This window comes from Nostoc flagelliforme FACHB-838 (assembly GCF_014698065.1).
In the GTDB taxonomy this organism is placed as follows: Bacteria; Cyanobacteriota; Cyanobacteriia; order Cyanobacteriales; family Nostocaceae; genus Nostoc; species Nostoc flagelliforme_B.
This window is the reverse complement of sequence record NZ_JACJSI010000031.1, coordinates 19,936-39,378: the sequence shown is the minus strand read 5'-3', so window position 1 is coordinate 39,378 and position 19,443 is coordinate 19,936. Positions and strand designations below refer to the sequence as shown.

Here is a 19,443-nt window from a genome sequence, read left to right as displayed (position 1 = left end):
AGGACTTTTCAAATATCTTCTAAAACCTAGATTATTAGGCAACACGTTCTGTCTTTGCTTCAGATGCGGTTTTAGTTACTCGCAAACTAAGAGTCAAAGCTACCAGCAATACCAAAAATCCACTTAAAAAAGGAGCAGAACTGCCAAATCTCATAAAACTAGCCCCTGCCCACGTTGGGCCACCAATGCGTGCCAACGCAGAGCAAGAACTGGCAATTCCTAATATTTGCCCTTGCTCTTCTGAGGCTGTCATCTGGGAAATCAGGCTGTTCAAGATGGGTTGGCTAACACTAATTCCACACGCCACAAGTGTAGTTGCGACCAATAATAAAATTAAGCTTTGTGAGAATCCAATTAGTAGTAACCCTGAACCTAACCCCAATATCCCCACAGTAAGTAACTTGATTTCACCCAATTGTTTCTTGAGGAATCCGATGAGTCCTCCTTGAACGATTGTGCTGACAATCCCCATGAAGGCAAAAAGATAACTAGTTTGTTGAGGGCCCCAGTTTAATTGCTGCTTAGACCATAAAGCCAATGTAGAGTCCATAGCCGCAACAGCAAAGGTTACTAAAAAGTAGATGCCAACAAGCACACAAAACTGTGGACGCTGTGATAGTTGTTGCAAGTTCAGCCGTCGCTGACGCTGGCGATAAACTTGTATTTTGGCTTTAGTCTCAGAATTTAGAGATTCTGGAAGTAGCACCAAAGCACAAAGCAATGCCAATAAAGATAATCCGGCTGCGAACAACGACGGTAGATGAAAGTTTGCGTTGTCTGGATCTGACCCGATCAGAAGACCTCCAATTGCCGGGCCGAGAATGAAACCAAGACCAAAGGCTGCTCCTATCATGCCCATACCACGAGCTCGATTAATTGGTGTGGTAATATCTGCTATGTACGCCTGAGCAGTAGAAATATTCCCTGCCATAATACCCGCAAGACTACGAGCAATAAATAAAATCCATAATGAGTTGGCAAAACCTAAGCCTGCGTATGCAATTACAGAACCGAATAAAGTGAATAACAAAATCGGACGGCGACCGTAGCGATCGCTAAAGCTGCCCCACAAGGGTGCAAATAAGAACTGCATTAAAGAATAGACAGCTACAAGTAGAGTCGCTTCATTAGGTTTTGCACCAAATTGTTCAGCATATAAAGGCAATATCGGCAAGATAATTCCGAAGCCGAGCAAGTCTATAAATACAGTCAAAAATAAGACGAATATAGCCCTGCTATTATTTTTACTCTCCATAAATGCAATTTCCATTTATAACAAATATGTGTACTTTCGATTGATTTTTATAGACATCAGAAAATGCTTAATCAGCAAAATTCATTGAATACAACCACTAATTAGTATGAACAAAGCGTTTTAATTTCAATGTGGTTGAGCATAATGGCATGGAACAAACCCATTATAAAAATCAAGCCAATAATACTACTAATGCAAGCAACTATCATTTCGTGCTTTCGTATAGCTTTTTGTATCTTAGCGTCTATAATTAATTCAAATTCTTTGTATAACATTGACTTCAATTTGACTAAAGATAAGGATTATGTGGAACTTGCGTACTTGTATAAGTTTGAGTATGTCCGAAAACTCCAGGGCAAACGCACATATTTTTTTTAACCCTTGCTATTAAAGGATTCTTATATTTTATATACATTTGCCCGGCCGAAACCTCTAACTTATTAAATTAGAAATGTTTCGACACAGCAAAAATTTCAAGTGCGTTGGCGTAATTTTAAAACAGCACCGGAAATACCAAAAGCTAATATCGCTAAGGTATAAGTTGGTTCTGGAACTGCAAAAATGCTTACCTGATTAATGGCCAAGCCGAATTCCTCATTAGAACTACTAAAAACGAGCCGCGAGATATTGGCAGTGTCACTACGAATCCCTAAGAATGCTGCTGAATTATCTAATGCTAAAGACGAAATATTTGGAATTGAGAAACTACCCAACAAGTTATCGGCATTATCAAAAGCGCTGATAAAAGTTTCAATTTTTAACTGACTAGTATCTACAGCTATCTGAGTACCAGCACCAAAAACAGGTTGGGCAAAATTAATGGTCAATGGACTGCCGTTCCCCTTAGTACCAGGATCAGGAGTACCAGGGGGAAGAGGGATAAAACCTGTTGGATCTATACCTCCGAAGAGAATAAAATCTCCTGGTGCAAAGTTACTCCGAATGCCAGGAGAAGGTAATGTTTGAAAGATAAAGGGCGGAGTAACGCGAGGGTTATTACTTGGAGGTATATTTACATCTAAACTTAAACCATCTTGGGATGTGATGGAAAAAGAGTTAGGTAAAAAAACAGAAAAGTCAGGAACCCGGGGATTAAATACTTTACCTAAACTTCCCCAATTAACTTCGTCATTCCCTCCTAAAGCCGCGCGTTCAGTTACTAGAAATGTAACCGCTTCAACTGGTAATGGGAGAACCGTTATTATCGCTGTAATGGCTGGTAGATGTTTTACAGATGATTTAAATATTTTATTGATTCCAAATACCACAAGAATTATTCCTTAAATTACTAAAATAATATCATTCAGTATCATTAGATGAAATATTTTTGCACACACTTATTAACATACATTGAAATATATGAAACATTTCTTGTTTAGTATTTGTGTTGCAAAAATTTGTCTGTAACTAGTTAGCGAGAATCGATGTAACTCAAAATATTACTAGTTTCACTTTTGCAACACAAATTAAGCCGTAATTACAGACATAATTGCTTGTGTTTGTAACAAGCCAGATTTGTTATTGTTAAACTACGAGCTACTCAGGGCGGCCGCATCATGTCAATAAGCATACTTTATTGAGAATAGATTTAAAATCAATGTCATTAAGTTTTGCTTATTGCGAAAGTTTTAGGCGATCGCTTTGGGGGTTAAAAAATAATCAAGCTCGAAATCCTGATTTTTTCGTTGGTTCTTAACCTTCGTTGTGATCAAGAGTAATTTAGATGCGTTTGCCCTGACGAGCTACTGCTTCCACAACAAACTGTAAAAAGCTTTGACTTGTAATGGAGTTGTAACTCGTAGTAGTTTTAGACTAACTGAATACTTACATTAGATGATAAGTTTTCAAGGAAGGCGAATTGATTTCCTAAGAAAGACAAGTTACCACTAGAAGTGTCGTAGAAAAAGTCGCTACTGTTAGTAGTACCAAACCCTACTTTAGAAACTTGGATTACGTCACTCTGACCAAAGTTGTAATCTTTGATGGTGTCAATACCTTCGCTAAAACTGTTGAAAATAAACTTATCTGCACCTTGTCCACCGATAAGAGTATCCTTACCTAGTCCACCGATGATGGAGTCATTACCGAAACCACCAGAGATAGTGTCATTACCATCTCTACCTTCTAATCGGTTATCTTGACTATCGCCAGTAATATTGTCACTTGTATTTGTACCGATGAGATTATCAAAGTTAAGTACATTAAATGTTATTGTCCCCAGAGTAGGAACGTTAAAGGCAGAGATAGTTTGTTCCTGTAAGTTAGCGATGACAGACACACCAGCAACAGATTGGGATGAATCTATAGTGTTATTAGCAACACTAGCATCAGCAATAACTGTTTCTACTTTAAAAACTGTATCTGTGCCGAAGCCGCCAGATTTGGTGATTTTACCTACGCCTGACAGAGTAATGCTTTTGCCTAGCTTCCCGTAGTCTGCGGTATCAAAACCATCCCCACCATCAATACTATCGTTGCCCCGGCTGCCTTTGAAGGTGTCATCGCCTGCACCACCAAACAAATTGTCATTGCCTTGTCCACCGTCTATGAGGTCATTGCCACCTCTGCCATCGATTAGATCATCACCAGCAAGACCAGTTAATTGATTATCTCGTCCGTCACCCTTAATACTGTCATTATTAATTGTGCCGATAACATTGGCAAAGTTGACTACATTAAATGTCAACGTTCCCAAATCAGGAACATTCAGGGCAGAAATAGTTTGGGCTTCTAAATCAGCAACGGCAGCTACCCCAGGCAAAGATTGAGAAGCATCTATGGTATTGTTGGCAACACTGTTATCAGCAATTACCCTTTCTACTTTAAATACTGTGTCTGTTCCGAAACCACCAGCTTTAGTAATTGACCCTACACCTGATAGGGTTATTTTTTGGCCTAAGCTGCTGTAGTCTGCGATATCAAAGCCATCTCCACCATTAATGCTGTCGTTACCTCGACTTCCCCTAAATGTGTCATCGCCACCATTACCTATTAATTTATTACTTTGATTATCACCAATAATGGTGTCATCTTCATTGGTGCCGATGACATTATCAAAGTTGACTACAGTAAATGACAATGCCCCTAGGTCAGGAACGTTATTGGCTGTTAACGTTTGGCTTTGTAGGTTAATGGTGATTGATACACCAGCTAAAGATTCGGAAGCATCTATGGTGTTGTCAGTAACACTAGCATCGGCAATAACTTTTTCTACTTTTAAGAGTTGGTCTTGCCCCAATCCACCAGCTTTTGTAACTGTCCCTACTTCAGAGAGAATGATAGTTTTGCCTAGTTTGCTGTAGTCTGCGGTATCTGTGCCGACTCCACCATCAATGTTGTCGTTACCTTGACCACCCTTAAAGGTGTCATTACCTGCACCACCGAACAATGTGTCACTACCAGCACCACCATCAATCAGGTCATTGCCACCTCGACCATCAATTAGGTCATCCCCAGCCAGACCAGTTAATTGATTATTTTGGCCGTCGCCTTTAATGGTGTCATCTTCATTGGTGCCGATGACATTATCAAAGTTGACTACGTTAAATGTTAATGTTCCCAAAACAGGAACATTGAGGGCAGAAATGGTCTGGGCTTGCAAGTCAGCGATCGCTGCTACTCCAGACAAAGATTGAGAAGCATCTATCGTGTTGTTAGAAACTTTAGCATCAGCAATTACCGTTTCTACTTTCAATAGTTGGTCTTGCCCTAATCCATCGGCCTTGATAACTGTTCCTACGCCTAAGAGGGTAATGGTTTTACCTAGTTTGCTGTAGTCTGCTGTATCCGTGCCATCTCCACCATCAATACTGTCGTTGCCCTGACCACCCTTAAAGGTGTCATCACCTGCACCACCGAACAATGCGTCATTACCAGCACCACCATCAATCAGATCATTGCCACCTCGACCATCAATTAGATCATCCCCATCCAGACCAGATAATTGATTATTTTGGCCATCGCCCTTAATGCTGTCGTTGTTAATTGTGCCGATGACGTTATCGAAGTTGATTACATTAAATGTCAATGTTCCCAAATCAGGAACATTAAGGGCAGAGATAGTTTTGGCTTCTAGATCAGCAACCGTAAGCACTCCAGACAAAGATTGGGATGTATCTATGGTGTTGTTGGTAACAGTAGCATCAGCAATAACTGTTTCTACTTTAAAGACTGTATCTGTGCCTAATTTACCTTTATCAATTATCCCTACACCTGATAGGGTAATGGTTTGACCTAGTTTGCTGTAGTCTGCGGTATCCGTGCCAACTCCACCATCAATGCTGTCGTTGCCCTGACTACCTTTGAAGGTATCATTGCCGCCATCACCAGCCAACGTATCGTTGCCATCCCCACCATCGATGACATCATTTCCAAGACCGGCGGAGATATTGTCATTGCCGCCACGACCAGAAATCTGATCGTCATCACTAGTACCCAACAAAAAGTCATTGTTAGGGGTACCAACAATAATGGACATAATATATACCTTTATAATTTTGTGGATCAAATCTCTTTGATACTTGTAATACTCACATATTACATTGATATTAATTATAAATTTATCATGAAATATACTTAAACATGATTAACTCTATTTTATATATCTGACGAAAGAAAAATAGTATCATTCCTTCTTAATATGAAATTGTTTAAATTTCTTTAAGATTTTCAAAAATATGGAATTTTATGCAGTAAACATTGCAAAGCATGGAAGAAGAAGGCAGAATGGGGTACGTCCCGCTGCGCTAACAGAATTCAGCAATTTTTTAGTCGGGGATTCAGACCTGCGACTCATCGGATTTTGGGAAGTGCTGGTAGTAGTAGCGACTTAAAAAAGCACCCTGTACAAACATTGCCGAAAAACTTCGGCAAAAAAAATGAGTGATATAAATAATACAAGACTTGAAGCAGAAAAAACACTTAGGCTAATCTAGTAGTTCGCCAAGTGAAATTGGCGGGGTAAAGGGTAAAGGTTTTAAATCCCTACCCCTTTCCCCAGCCCTCACCCAACATTTTTGGGTTGGCAGACTACTAGAATACCTACAATTTCATTGAGTGTAGCCCAAGAGTGAAGCACCCCATCCGATTAAAGCGCTACCAAAGACTAGCCATACAGCATTAATGCGGAAGTGAACAGCTAAAATGGCACAGACAATAGCGATCGCCAGTCCAAGAAAATCTACAAACGGGGCTTGTGGTAATGTTAAAGTTGCTATCCCCAGTTGCAGGGTAGTAACAACCATTAGCGCTACAGCACTAACATTCACAGCATCCAAAAATGCTCTAGTCCAAAAAGAAGCCCGTAACCGTGGGATTAGGGGATTCAGGGCAGCAACAAAAACAAAAGAAGGTAGAAAAATTCCGATTGTGGCAACAATTGCGCCAGGTATGCCGGCAATGATATAACCAATAAACGTAGCAGTGGACAGTACTGGCCCAGGAGTAAATTGACCAATTGCGATCGCATCTAATAATTGCTGTTGTGTCAGCCAGCCGTATTCTTCAACTAATCCCCCTTGGAGAAAAGCCACCAAAAGGTAGCCACCACCAAACAAGACACTACCGACTTTGAGAAAAAACCAGCCCAGCTGCCATAAAGAAACGTTGATTGCAGAAACAGTAGTTACCGATGCAGCAACAGCCGCCGATGCCTTCAAAGTTGCACCCGTGCTGAGACTAGCAATCAGAAAGTTGGCTTTATCTCCTGGTTTGTCGTTTTTATCACCAGAATGTAACCAAACCATACCCAGCAATCCCCCAATTAATAGGGCAATTACTTCATTTAATTTCAATAACAACGTCAGTAACGCTACAGCCAAAGCAATCACTAGTAATTGGCGAGTTTTTACAGCCTTTTTTGCCAAGCCCCAGAGGGCATTAATGATAATTGCTAAAACAGCCGGTTTAATGCCATAAAGTAAGGGAGCGACTTGGGGTAAAGTACCGTAAGTAACATAAACCCAAGCAAACCCGCCAGTAATTAGAACCGCAGGTAAAACAAAACAAACGCCTGACACAATCAGCCCCAGCCATCCTGCATAGATGTATCCTATATGGATAGCCATTTCTGTGGAATTTGGGCCAGGAATTAGGTTAGTTGCGCCCAGCAAATCCAGAAAATGCTCTCTTGTTAACCACTGACGCCGCTTAACCACCTCATCTTCAATCATGGCAATATGGGCAACCGGGCCTCCAAAGCCAATGACACCCAGTTTAAAAAACAGGTTAGCGAGTTCACCCAAACGGCTTGGTGCTGAGTTAGTCATGTTTGCTAGGCAATATTTTTTAAATTAACAAGAGGAACAACCACTTTTAGACTAAGTAGGTGGACGTGAATAATTAAAGATTTGTAGTCAGGACTTTAGTGCTTAAAAATAAAGATTAAAGTCCTGACTACGAACTTGCTTACTTATCAATTTAAACTTGACAGGCTAGTATTTATCTTATTACTAAAAGATTAAGGCTTGGTTGCAATATGCTTGGGTTAAGTATTTCTTTCTTCTCTTTGCGTCCTTTGCGTCCTTCTTTCTTGGCGCTAGCCTCTCCTTTTGGGAGAAGGGGAGACGCTAACGCGTAGCTTGCTTCTCCGTAGGAGTATGCGGTTCGTTAAAAAAATTGACTTTGGCAAAGAGTTTTAACCCTAACTGAATTGTATTGGGCTTAGTTGTTAGACAAAATTACTAACTTTTTTCTGCTTCCTTGGCAATATAATCTTGTACCGCATCTGAATGGGAACCGCTATAGCCACCGTTCTGTAATAGTTAGCAACGGTTTAAGTCCCACTCCAAATCTCTGATTTCCTTGGGAGCAATCAGTGGCAGCTTCAAAGCTACGTAGCTTCTTTAGCTTGTAGTATCTACTTACATGAGATAATTTCTTAATAATTGTTATATATAAAATAAATTAGCTCAATATGCGTATGAAGCAAGTATCAAGTTATAGTATGGGTTTAGCAATTCACCTCTGTGCTAAAACAATTGCTCGACGTTTAATTCTCACTGTTATGTGCCTCACCGTAGCAGGCGCTCTAAGTGCCTATTTCTGGCTCTCAGAGTTTCCTTTTCCAGCTACAAAATGGTTTTACGAACTATTTAGCCTAGATGGAGAGTTAAATATTCCTGCCTGGTATTCTGCGTTCTCTTTATTGTTTTGTTCTGCATTACTTAAAGTAATTAGTCTTATTAAGACGGAAGACCGCCATTTTTCTTACTGGAAAACCCTATATTTTATATTTTTATATTTGAGTTTGGATGAAGCATTTAGTTTTCACGAAATTTTGATCATTCCGTCAGTGCGAGAATCGCTTAATCTTTATCCTCTATTTTTCCAAACCTGGGTTATCCCTGGGACTATTTTCGTAGGAATTTTTGCATTTAAATATCTAAAATTTTGGTTCCATCTCCCTTACAAAACTCGGTATTTATTTCTAATTGCCGCAGTTGTTTATGTAAGTGGAACCTTAGTTATGGAAATGGTGGGTGGACTTTTGAGAGAAGATTTTGGGCGACGCAACGCAATAACCTTAACAGGCATAGTTGTTGAAGAATTTTTGGAAATGGCCGGAATTGTCATTTTTATTTATGCGCTGCTAGCTTACCTTAGCAGCTTGAGAGAAAGCCTCCAACTGGAAATACATATATCTGAAAAGTAGTAGAAGCAATGTTTCCTACAAAAAATCTATATGTATCAGCGTTTGTCTAACTACAAATAACATATATCATCGTAGGTTAGCACAAATGTGCTAACCTACCCGTGTACCTCATTCATGCAAATGAGAACTGCATTTAGCAATGCCTTAAAATTAATGATTATGCGTTGAAAATTTCCCATGCTATTTGATGCGTTTAAAAATCGTAAATCTCGTAAAATCGAGTTCATCAAGACTAAGGCAACCTGGCGCGTAGCTTGGGGGAGAGTTGATGCAAATTATGAAAATATAGCTTGGCAAGATGAAAAATTTTTTGTAATTTTACCAGGTGGAAATTCTGAATTTCTGACGGAAAAATTAGCAATCAGTTCTGGAGGACGATTTGTTGTTGTTGGTGATATTTGGTTAACTAACCAAGTGCAGTTGCTGCAAAAGTTAGGAATTGAACCGGATAGCTTTCAAGGAAGTTCTCTAGAACTGGTTGCCAATCTTTGGGAACGATGGGGCTTTGAATGTCTCAGGCAACTTGTAGGGATGTTTGGGCTAGTAGTTTGGGATAGAGAAAAACAGGTGTTGAAGTTAGTTCGCGATCGCATCGGTGTTCGTACTCTCTATTACACTACCACTGGTTCGGTTTGTTGGATTGCGCCTCAACTGCGAACTTTAGCACCCCATCGTTCAGCCGATTTAGATTTGGTGGCGTTGCGAGATTATCTTTGTTGTGCCTTTGTTCCCGGAGAACGAACGCTTTGGGAACAGGTGCGAGAACTGCGACCTGGAACCGTTTTAGAATTTCCTGACCAAAAAGTTACAGCTTATTGGCAGCTTCAACAAAAGATTATAGCAATAGATCAACCCTTAGAATGGCATGGCGATCGCTTGCGAGAACTCCTAGACCAAGTTGTTCAAGAATATTTACCACCAGCAAATGAACCCGTTGGGGTTTTTCTTTCTGGTGGTTTGGACTCTAGCAGTATCACTGCTTTAGTCGCAAAATTCCACAAAGCACCAGTTCACACCTTCTCGATTCATTTTGGTTCTGAATGTCCCAATGAATTAGAATTTTCTAGTCTCGTGGCATCCCATTGCCAGACGCAGCACCACATTTTAGAAATTACTTTTAAGAATATGTGGGAACGCCTGCCGGAAACAATGGCCTATTTAGATGACCCCATTGGCGACCCACTAACTGTTCCCAACCTTTTGCTGGGACGACTGGCAAGAGAAAACGTAGAAGTAATTTTAAATGGTGAAGGTGGCGACCCTTGTTTTGGTGGGCCAAAAAATCAGCCAATGCTAATTAATAGTTTATATGGATCTGTCACCAATCAGGATGCCTTGCAAGCTTATTTAATTTCCTTCCAAAAGTGTGCTGTTGACTTACCGCAACTTTTAAAACCAGAAGTTTGGGCAGCAGTACAAACAGCACCTTGGGTTTTTGAAGAAGATTTATATTCCCAAGCTAACTATCTGAATCGTTTGATGGCGATGAACATCAAATTTAAAGGTGCTGACCAAATTTTGACCAAAGTTAGTAACTTAACTCAAGCAGCCCTTTTACAAGGTCGTTCTCCTTTGTTCGACCAACGAGTAGTAGACTTAAGTATGGAGATACCTCCAGAGTATAAGCTTTCTGGAGTGGAAGAAAAAGCAGTTTTAAAGCAAGCGATTACCTCCGGTAAGTCTTCTCTACAAGACGCTGCGGTAACGATGAGCGCAAATATTTTACCAGACGCAATTATTCATCGTCCCAAAAGTGGCATGATGGTACCAGTGCAGTTAGGATTTCGGAAATATTGGCAACAAGAAGCTAGAGATTTATTGCTTAATCGAAATGCATATATCACTCCTTACTTGAACCAATTGCCAATTCGTAATTGGTTAAATTATCAAGGAGATACTTGGAGTCGTTATGGGGTAAAGCTGTGGTTGCTTGCTAGTTTAGAAGTTTGGTTACAAGTAAATCAAAAAACGCAGTAGTGAAAGCAACAAAAGGATACGCTATTAATATTACTTATGGTAGTTTTGAATTTGCAGTAAGCAACATGACTTTTGTTATATAAATATTTCCTGACTTATGTCAGCATTTTTTGTTTTAAAAACCACTAAAAAAACGCATTTTCAGGTGATTGGGGATTTTCTAGTAATTTATTTTTGATTATTTAGTGAGCTAATCTCCGTTTGCGGTGTACTCTCAATATACGGTAACTATCACACTCGATCTTTGAGATAAATTACACCCAGAGGTGAATACCATGAAAAATTATGCTGATCAACAGGAATTTATTTTAAGTCAAATCACAAATAAATATTTTCAGCGCCGAGATTTCAGTGGATGTGACTTGAATGGAATCGACCTGAAAGGAATTGATTTAAGCGGTATTAACTTCATCGGAGCAGATTTGCGTGGTGCAAATTTGTCTGGCTGTGTTCTGAATCGTGCTAATTTAAGTGGGGCAAATTTGATGCAAGCTAGCTTGCGTGACGCTAATTTGTATGAAGCCTCTTTATGTGAAGCCAATTTAGCTAATGCTGATTTAACACGAGCAAATTTGTGCGGAACTTTCTTATGGCGGGTGAACTTAACAGGCAGTAATCTTTGGGGTGCTTCTTTGTGTGATGCGGATTTGAGAGAAGCAGACCTAAGAGAAGCTAAATTAATTGAAGCATCGCTGATTGAAGCTAACTTAAGTTTTGCAAATCTCTCAAGAGCAAATCTCTCAGGAGCAAAATTACTAGAAGCTAATTTGACTGAGGCCAACTTAACTAGTGCAGACTTGACATGGGCAAATTTAACCAAGGCAAACTTGAGTAAGGCAAACCTTTGGAAGACAAATTTTATTTATGCAAAGTTGCGGGATACTATCATGCCTGATGGCACAATTGAGCAACCTCAGATAGTTATTTATTAGTTAGAATTAGCCCTGTCAAAGTGAAATAATCTTGTGATTTCGTTTCCATGCTCTGTATGGGGCTTTCTTCTTAGCTGTAACCACAATTTTTTTCAGCTTGGGTGATGTTATTGCGTAAAAGTTCTCGTTTATCCTTTTCAGAAGCAAAATTGTTAATTTGAACGCTAAACCAAGAACTTACGCCCAGCTAAGAAATTCAACAAGTAGATATTTAAAGGCTAACGCGCACTTTTTGAACTAAATTATCCAAACTTGATATTATCCATGCGGGAACTGTTATAAGTAATGCTTAAGCCGTAGTTAATACAAACTAAGCATTACTTATAGATACTTATTGTATGATAAGTAATCCTTAAGCTGTAGTTAATACAACTTCTTGTGTGGTTATGAATGCTCAAGCTGTAGTTAATACAACTTCTTTTGTAGTTATGAATGCTCAAGCTGTAGTTAACACAGCTTCTTCTGTAGTTAACACAGTTTCTTCTGTAGTTATAAATGCTCAAGCTGTAATTAAGATTAGATAAACGCTTTAGCTAAATTAAGAGAATTTACCAGTGGTTCTCTCATAAAAAGTATAATTATTTTTGTGGATTTTGCTGAAGCAGAATGTATTATTAGTAGGGCATAGTAACTGTATAAATGTTACAAGTAACTAAATTTATGCCTTTGAGAAAACGTACATCCCGCGTTCTAGAAAATGCTGAGTTAAGATTTGCTGGACTTAAAGCAATTGATGTCAATTTGGATCTTGGAGATACTTGTAATTTAAAAACACTGACAGAAATAATTGAGCAATTACGCAGCAAGTTAGAAGCTCATAATACTGTTCTCACCACGATTGACTCTTCCAAACTAGAAATTGAAGAGTTAGAACAAGCCTTGGGTACTTTCTCCGAAAAAATGCTTATGGGAATCGGCTTTAAATACGGCAAAGATAGCCGCGAATATGAGATGGCTGGTGGAGTTCGCAAAAGTGAACGTATCCGTAAAAGCAGAGCGACTCGCATGAAAACTATTGCACAAAAAGCATCTATGCAAGGCACTCAACCCTTGTAAATGTGTAAGCAATACAGTTCGGATAAACAGGGGAAGGGGGAAAAAATTTGTTAACTAGTAATTCTTTCTCCCCTGCTTGCCTCAATACCCAATGACTAAAATCCGCGCTTTGAAAAGATCAAAATAGCGATCGCTAACAACATGGCACTATAAAGTAAGCCATAACCAGCATTTGTAATCAGTGCAGTTGTGTCAGGTAGTGCTTGCAAACCATAAACGGCATCATTTTTCAAATCTAATCGAGATAAATTTGGCAAGATGAGAAACAAACCTTGAGTTAGACGTTCCATACCAGGGTTGCGGCTAAGACGCCCAAGTTGTACTAAATCTTGTGTAATATTTCCGATTAAATACACCGCAAAGGTTAAAACAGTCGCTAGCAAAGATGCAGTAAAAACACCGAAGGTAATAGCCACAGCGGTGATTAATGACAATTGCAAAAATAAAAAAATCGCAGCAATTAGAATGCTCGCCGTTGGATGAGGAATATTACCAAATTGCAGAAATCCTAAATAAATTGCTGTCATTGTGGCGACAAGTACAGCTAGTACTGCGGATAAACCTAAGTACTTGCCAACGATAATTTCGCTGCGGCTGACAGGTTTAGCAATTAACACCAAGATGGTGCGTTTTTCAATTTCTTTATTAACCAGTCCCGTACCAACAAATATCGTAATGATTAACCCGATGGCATTCATTGCAGCCATCCCAAAGTCTAAAAACATTTTGTCTTCAGTCGTAGCTGCGAATTCAGGAAGGACGCGGAAGGCAGCGGCAAGTATTAAGGCATAAAAACCAATAATATATAGGACGCGATCGCGTACCACTTCCTGAAACACATTCTTTGCTAATACAAAAATTCTGTTAATAGTCATTTTTTTTGGGCATTAGGCATTGGGGATTAGAAATTGGGCATGGGGCATGGGGCATTTTTTCTCCTGTTCCCCTACTTCCCCTACCCCACTCACCAGCTTCACTGTTGTTGCAAAGGCGGTGAGCCAGCAATAAATTTACTGGCGCGCTCGCATTCAATTTCTGCAACTGTAGCCTTATTCTCTGGATTATTGGGTGCTGTAACTAATTCTTTAATCACACAAGATTTCTTAAAATAATATCCTTGTGGATTAGAACTTGGGCCTATCCAAATACTTAGTAAATCTAATATATATTCAGACGAAATACCAGATTTAGTATTAGCTACACGCGGTTCAACGCGCCACAGTTCTTTTTCTTTATATTTACTTAGGTTCTTCTGAATTACCTCTCTACCCAGAGTTCCTACGCGCTGTTGCACATTTTTCGGTAGCAGCCATTTCTCTACTTCCGACCAAGGTCTTCCAGCTATTTCTTCTACTATTATTGGCTGAAGTTTCTCTAGAACTAAAGCACCATTTTCTGGGATTTTGGCTGCTTTTTCTACTCTAACAACAATGGTGCTACGTTCAAAATTGTCTGCATGCAAACTTGGATATTGTCGTGACCAACTATCCACCAAAAAGTAGAATTGAATCCAGCAACTTAGTAACATACTACTAGCAACTAAAATTATGATTCTTTGGCGGTCTTCTGGCTTAGGAATGCGAGCTTTAGCATCGGTATCATTTCCTTCAATAAACTCTGGTATCGCCGTAATTAGTGCTGAAATTGTTGGCCAAAAAACGATTGTCCTTGCTGTAATTACATCCCGTTGATCTCCAAATGCAAAAACACTGACTAAGAATCCGGTAATCACTGCCCCAACTGGCATAAAAGTACCAGGAACTCTTAAAGGATCTTCGGTTGTATACCAAGCTGTGCCAGCAATTAAAAATAACCAACCAAAAAAGGCAATTATATCTTTAATATAACCTGTAGCAAAATATGAAAGTACCCAAGAAAAAACACTCGTATATATAAATGTCTGCCAAGAATATGCTTTGGGTGGAACTAATACTTTCCTAATTCCCGCATAAAACCCTTCAGCAAATTTAAAAAGCCCAAATACATCTTTAAGTAGCGTATTCATATTCCTCCCTAAAACTGATTAATAATCACTAATTTTTATCTAACTTCAACAACTAACTTATTACTATTTTGAGCGAAATAATAAAATAATAGTTATTGCAGTATAGCTTAGAGAATTTGCTATTAATATAGTGGTAACTAAATTAGTATTTTGGAAAGTAATTCTGCTAAAACGACGCCTTAGTTGCCGCGGTGATATTTTAGGCTCATCTGGTTTTTTAGCAACTGGCTCATGTAAGGATAATAGTAAAATTTTTAAAATGAAATATTTCATCAAAAAAGTCGCAAAGAAAATTATACAGGCAGTTAAAATAATTAAAACTTGTGTATTTGCCAATTTAAAACTATTAAAAAGCATATAATTAATTAACTCTGATTTCACCTGTATTGGCAATATTGGTTCTGAGAAAAAAAATATTAACCAACCAATTACGCTAGAAAACAGATTGATAGAAATGGCATAAAAAATACTGGTTTTTTTGTCAAATTTTAGTCGAGAGTGTAAAACATAAGCTTCGATGGGGATGGCTATTAGTACAAATAAAAAGTCAAACAGAATCCCACCAATGGGAAAAATCGTAGGAAGCATCCAATCTTCAGGCATAAATCGTCAAGGGTAAGGGTTAACTGTAGTGAGTATAACTGGGATAGTGAGGGTGATGGCAATACAGTTTGGATAAGCAGGGGAAGAAAGAGAAGTATTGTTTAGTGATTCTTCTTAGCCCCTGCCTGCCTCAACCAACAAATTCATTAACCGAAGGATATTGAGGGTAATGGGAGAAATTATGCCATTGTTCTTGTTTTTTACTATGCTGGTGTAACAGTATTTCATATTGATATTATTAATACATCAAACTGAACATTGTACGGTTGCACTAGAGGAGCAGTTTTTCTATTTGAGAGTACAAGACGTTAGGTAAGATTAAAGACTGCCACGTTATAGCTTTTCAAGAGATGATAAGGAACGGTATCGGTATTCGCACGGCGCAAGTGCGTCAGGAACGGCTCATTGGTCAAATTCACGTCTATGATGGTCTGGGTAAAGGTAAGTCTCAAGCGGCTTTGGGAGTAGTTTTGCGCTCCATTGGCTTGGGAATAAATGCGCCTAGCAATTCTAACCGCGTTTTACTGCTGCGGTTTTTAAAAGGGCCAGAACGTGATTATGATGAAGATGGGGCGATCGCAGCTTTGCAGCGCGGGTTTCCCCATTTAATAGACCAGGTTCGCACTGGAAGAGCCGAATTTTTTGGCCCAGAAGAAATTACCACCTTTGACCGAGATGAGGCGATGCGGGGTTGGGATGTAGCCAAAGGTGCGATCGCTAGCGGACTATATTCAGTTGTCGTCTTAGATGAAATTAACCCCGTTCTGGATTTGGGTTTGCTACCAGTGGATGAAGTGGTAAAGACATTAAAATCCAAACCTCAAGAGTTGGAAATCATCGCCACCGGACGCGCCGCACCGCAAAAGTTGCTGGATATTGCAGATTTGCACTCAGAAATGAAACCTCATCACCACCCAACAGCTAAAGCTCTTTTCCTGGAAGGGATTGAAATTTATACTGGTGCTGGTAAAGGTAAGTCTACTAGTGCTTTGGGCAAAGCCTTACAAGCAATTGGTAGGGGAATCAATCATCCAGGATCTACGCGTGTGCTGATTATGCAGTGGCTTAAAGGTGGTAGTGGCTACACAGAAGATGCAGCGATCGCTGCTTTGCAGCAGTCATATCCAGAAGTAGTGGATCATCAACGCTGTGGTGGAGATGCCATCGTCTGGCGAAATTCCCGGCAAGAATTAGATTATGTAGAAGCCGAACGGGGTTGGGAAATTGCAAAAGTTGCGATCGCCTCTGGGTTGTATAAAACTATTATTCTTGATGAACTAAATCCTACCGTTGATTTAGAACTACTCCCGGTTGAACCTATTGTGCAAGCTTTACTCCGCAAACCCCGCGACACCGAAATCATTATCACTGGCCGCTGCCAAAATCCACCCGCATACTTCGACTTGGCTAGCGTCCACTCAGAGGTTTATTGCCACAAACACTATGCAAATCAAGGTGTAGAACTCAAAAGAGGGGTAGATTTTTAGACGTTACTGATCAAGAGTATCAATTTAGTCTTAGGCAAAAGCAAGGTAGCAAGTTCCTAGAGTTGTTGCAGCGGAAGCTACCCTGCGAGTTTACAATAGAGGGAGTAGCCCAGTTAGCACTACTACTGGATTTTGGAGCGATCGCCACCACAATCCATCGTCCTTCCATTCACTTTGTGCTTTTTTCCCATTTCCAATACTACGTGATCTAAAAGCGAACTCTCTATTGCCAATTGACTCTACATCTAGCAGAATCCCGAATCATGGAAGCCAAACTCTGGTTTAGCTGAATTATCATTTTTCCGGTCTTGTCGATATAACCACAATTGTTACCAACGCTAACTAATGCTAACCCTTCAGAAAACTTAGCAGTGTAATCAAACTGTGGGGAGATAAGCATTTTTCCTGTCTTGTCAATGTAGCCTCTTTGATTGTCAATACTGACTGATGCTAGTCCTTCAGAAAAATCGGAAGCACTGGTAAACTTTGGCGGGATGACAATTTTCCCTGTTTTGTTGATATAACCAGACTTCTCACCAATGCCGATCCACGCCATTCCTTCGGCGAATTTAAAGGCATAATCGAATTGTGGTTTAATTACAAACTTTCCTGTTTTGTCGATGTAGCCTAGCTTACTGTTACCTCCAGCCGCAGTCAGTCCTTCAGAAAACTTAGAACCTCCATATAACTTTCGCTGGTCAAACCTAATCACAAACTTGCCTGTTTTATCGATATAACCATATTTACCGCGCCCAGCGTCCTTGATTTGTACCCATATTACCGAAACCATTACCGAAAACTCGCTAATGCTTCCTGTGTAAGGGCGTTCTTTCAACCCGTCGAACTCACTTTAAAAATTATTAAGCCGACGACGATATTGATGTAGCAACAAAGCTGCTCCAGTAAAACCTAAGCCAAGTAACGTTGTTGTCGCTCCTGGCTCTGGAACTCTTTGAGGAGTCCGTATAGAGAAATCTAGTACAGCGACACCCCTAGAAGTTAAGGGACCATCAGGTGAACCTGGAGTCAGCCTGTCTTCTTGAGTGAAAGTTACTAAGCCTGTAGCGTTCTCGAATATACCAGTTCCACCAGTGATATTTATAATGCCACCACCGACAATAGTCTGTTGAACCAGATCGATGACAGCGCTATCGCTTGCTCTTCCAAATAACTCGTTAGAACCACCAAAATAGCGATCGCCACGAAGGTTGCCTTCTATGCCAAATACGGATGGATCTGCATCAAATCTACTGAATATTTGGGTTCCGCGCTCGTCAAATTGCCCGTAAGTTCTGCTATCAAAGTTAGTTAATCCGAAAGGGGCATCACCAATACTTTCACCTAGTACGGCTACATCTAAAATGTTTTTTTCTTCATTAAAGACTGGGCCAAAGATAGCTAGTGCGTCGTAAGTAATACTGAATTCATAACTATTCTCCGTACTCTGTGCAGTTGCTTTTTGTACATTCGCTCCAAAACTAAGTAAACTTAAGGCTATGGGAATGAACCATCTGACTTTTTGACAGAGCATAATAGTCCTTTGCTTTTTAGGTTAAAACACAGAGTGTAAATAAAATAGTGTTTCACCCAAAATAATACTAGAACTAACGCATAACAGTATAATAAATACTTATTCCATGTTTTTTACCTACATAAGTTTTCAGTCGAGTGAGGTACAATACAATATCTGAAAAACTTGCATAGCAAAGTTTTTGATGTACTTCATTCATATCGAAACCTAATTATTAGTTTTTCAATTTTTTGGAGAAGAGGAAAATGAAGAAGTTTACCTGTTTGATGATTGTCGGGGCAGTATTGTCGATTAGTGCGCCAGCATTTGCTGAAAATCGTGCGGTTAATATCAGTGTTGGCAGTATTGGTGGTGCCTTAGATAATGCCGCTTTGCGAACAATTCGCCAGGTTATCGGGTTTGCAGTCGGCACTAGCACCGTTGATAAATTTATTGTATATAGTCCCAGGGCCGGGTCTCCTATTCCCATTGAAGGGGGTTTATCTGCTTGTGCTGAAGCTGGCTTCGGCATAAGCAATACAAGATTTAATGCTTTTGTCCAGGAGTTGCGTTCAATTAATCCCAAACCAGGGACTTTCTACAATATAGAACTTACCGCAAGCTGCAAACTGAGATAAGAATGTCCTTTGCACTCAAGCGCAGTAGGATGGGCTTCGAACCTTAGCCCATCCATCAAGTTATATGTAAGGTGAATTCTAGTAATAAAATTACCATAGTTGTTGGTTTCGACTACTTCGACTTCGCTCAGTACAAGTTCGCTCAATCAACTGAATAATCGAGAGTTGAGCAACTCGTGCCGAGCGGAGCCGAAGTAAGTCGAAATTCGTCAACATAGGTATTTTTTTCATCAAAAATCACCTAAGCCTAATATGTTGCTCAACCAAAGCACGGACTTTTGGCGCTTGAGTGTTTTTTTATCGAGACTGAATATCAGACAATATTAGAT

Annotated in this window: 17 protein-coding genes; 7 read left to right on the top strand and 10 right to left on the bottom strand. The window is 39.7% G+C overall.

Annotation, left to right across the window (positions count from 1 at the left end):
- Nucleotides 1-34: 34 nt before the first annotated feature.
- The 4 genes from H6G97_RS17015 to chrA all read right to left on the bottom strand — a co-directional run bounded on the left by H6G97_RS17015 (nucleotide 35) and on the right by chrA (nucleotide 7,521).
- A complete protein-coding gene (locus tag H6G97_RS17015; RefSeq protein ID WP_190941919.1) occupies nucleotides 35-1,255 on the bottom strand; it encodes an MFS transporter in 1,221 nt (406 codons plus the stop codon).
- 473 nt (nucleotides 1,256-1,728) lie between these two features.
- Nucleotides 1,729-2,523, bottom strand: a complete 795-nt coding sequence (locus H6G97_RS17010; protein WP_190941918.1) for a hypothetical protein — start codon at nucleotides 2,521-2,523, stop codon at nucleotides 1,729-1,731.
- Between the two features lie 539 nt (nucleotides 2,524-3,062).
- Complete coding sequence (locus H6G97_RS17005; RefSeq protein WP_190941917.1) at nucleotides 3,063-5,732, bottom strand: beta strand repeat-containing protein; 2,670 nt, start codon at nucleotides 5,730-5,732, stop codon at nucleotides 3,063-3,065.
- A gap of 571 nt (nucleotides 5,733-6,303) precedes the next feature.
- Nucleotides 6,304-7,521, bottom strand: coding sequence for a chromate efflux transporter (chrA, locus tag H6G97_RS17000; protein ID WP_190941916.1), 1,218 nt, complete (start codon nucleotides 7,519-7,521; stop codon nucleotides 6,304-6,306).
- Between the two features lie 653 nt (nucleotides 7,522-8,174).
- Here chrA and H6G97_RS16995 point away from each other — a divergent pair.
- The 5 genes from H6G97_RS16995 (at nucleotide 8,175) to H6G97_RS16975 (ending at nucleotide 12,871) form a co-directional block, all read left to right on the top strand.
- Entirely contained in the window at nucleotides 8,175-8,906 is a 732-nt protein-coding gene (locus H6G97_RS16995; RefSeq protein WP_242054961.1) for a hypothetical protein, read from the top strand.
- Between the two features lie 177 nt (nucleotides 8,907-9,083).
- Complete coding sequence (locus tag H6G97_RS16990) at nucleotides 9,084-10,883, top strand: asparagine synthetase B family protein (protein ID WP_190941914.1); 1,800 nt, start codon at nucleotides 9,084-9,086, stop codon at nucleotides 10,881-10,883.
- Between the two features lie 275 nt (nucleotides 10,884-11,158).
- A complete protein-coding gene (locus tag H6G97_RS16985; RefSeq protein WP_190941913.1) occupies nucleotides 11,159-11,815 on the top strand; it encodes a pentapeptide repeat-containing protein in 657 nt (218 codons plus the stop codon).
- 380 nt (nucleotides 11,816-12,195) lie between these two features.
- Nucleotides 12,196-12,339, top strand: a complete 144-nt coding sequence (locus tag H6G97_RS16980; protein ID WP_190941912.1) for a hypothetical protein — start codon at nucleotides 12,196-12,198, stop codon at nucleotides 12,337-12,339.
- 115 nt (nucleotides 12,340-12,454) lie between these two features.
- Nucleotides 12,455-12,871 (top strand): hypothetical protein, encoded by a 417-nt coding sequence (locus H6G97_RS16975; protein ID WP_422394190.1) that lies wholly within the window; start codon nucleotides 12,455-12,457, stop codon nucleotides 12,869-12,871.
- 95 nt (nucleotides 12,872-12,966) lie between these two features.
- On the opposite strand, the gene H6G97_RS16970 is transcribed toward H6G97_RS16975, so the two are convergent.
- The 3 genes from H6G97_RS16970 to fraC form a co-directional block, all read right to left on the bottom strand.
- Nucleotides 12,967-13,746, bottom strand: coding sequence for an ABC transporter permease (locus H6G97_RS16970; protein ID WP_190941911.1), 780 nt, complete (start codon nucleotides 13,744-13,746; stop codon nucleotides 12,967-12,969).
- A 98-nt stretch (nucleotides 13,747-13,844) separates the two neighbouring features.
- A complete protein-coding gene (fraD, locus tag H6G97_RS16965) occupies nucleotides 13,845-14,876 on the bottom strand; it encodes a septal junction protein FraD (RefSeq protein ID WP_190941910.1) in 1,032 nt (343 codons plus the stop codon).
- Nucleotides 14,877-14,939: 63 nt separating this feature from the next.
- Nucleotides 14,940-15,479 carry a filament integrity protein FraC gene (gene fraC, locus H6G97_RS16960; RefSeq protein WP_190941909.1) on the bottom strand — a complete coding sequence of 180 codons (540 nt, stop codon included), beginning with the start codon at nucleotides 15,477-15,479 and terminating at the stop codon, nucleotides 14,940-14,942.
- A 350-nt stretch (nucleotides 15,480-15,829) separates the two neighbouring features.
- Between fraC and H6G97_RS16955 the strand changes: the two genes are divergently transcribed.
- Nucleotides 15,830-16,966: a cob(I)yrinic acid a,c-diamide adenosyltransferase gene (locus H6G97_RS16955; protein WP_190941908.1), complete on the top strand. Its 1,137-nt coding sequence runs from the start codon at nucleotides 15,830-15,832 to the stop codon at nucleotides 16,964-16,966.
- Between the two features lie 223 nt (nucleotides 16,967-17,189).
- Here H6G97_RS16955 and H6G97_RS16950 read toward each other — a convergent pair whose 3' ends face one another.
- Together H6G97_RS16950 and H6G97_RS16945 are read right to left on the bottom strand one after the other, a co-directional pair.
- The gene (locus H6G97_RS16950; protein WP_190941907.1) at nucleotides 17,190-17,756 is read right to left on the bottom strand and encodes a WG repeat-containing protein; all 567 of its coding nucleotides are present in this window, start codon (nucleotides 17,754-17,756) and stop codon (nucleotides 17,190-17,192) included.
- 60 nt (nucleotides 17,757-17,816) lie between these two features.
- The gene (locus H6G97_RS16945; protein WP_199349426.1) at nucleotides 17,817-18,497 is read right to left on the bottom strand and encodes a hypothetical protein; all 681 of its coding nucleotides are present in this window, start codon (nucleotides 18,495-18,497) and stop codon (nucleotides 17,817-17,819) included.
- A 245-nt stretch (nucleotides 18,498-18,742) separates the two neighbouring features.
- Between H6G97_RS16945 and H6G97_RS16940 the strand changes: the two genes are divergently transcribed.
- A complete protein-coding gene (locus tag H6G97_RS16940) occupies nucleotides 18,743-19,114 on the top strand; it encodes a hypothetical protein (protein ID WP_190941906.1) in 372 nt (123 codons plus the stop codon).
- A gap of 90 nt (nucleotides 19,115-19,204) precedes the next feature.
- On the opposite strand, the gene H6G97_RS16935 is transcribed toward H6G97_RS16940, so the two are convergent.
- Complete coding sequence (locus H6G97_RS16935; protein WP_190941905.1) at nucleotides 19,205-19,345, bottom strand: hypothetical protein; 141 nt, start codon at nucleotides 19,343-19,345, stop codon at nucleotides 19,205-19,207.
- Nucleotides 19,346-19,443: the final 98 nt, after the last annotated feature.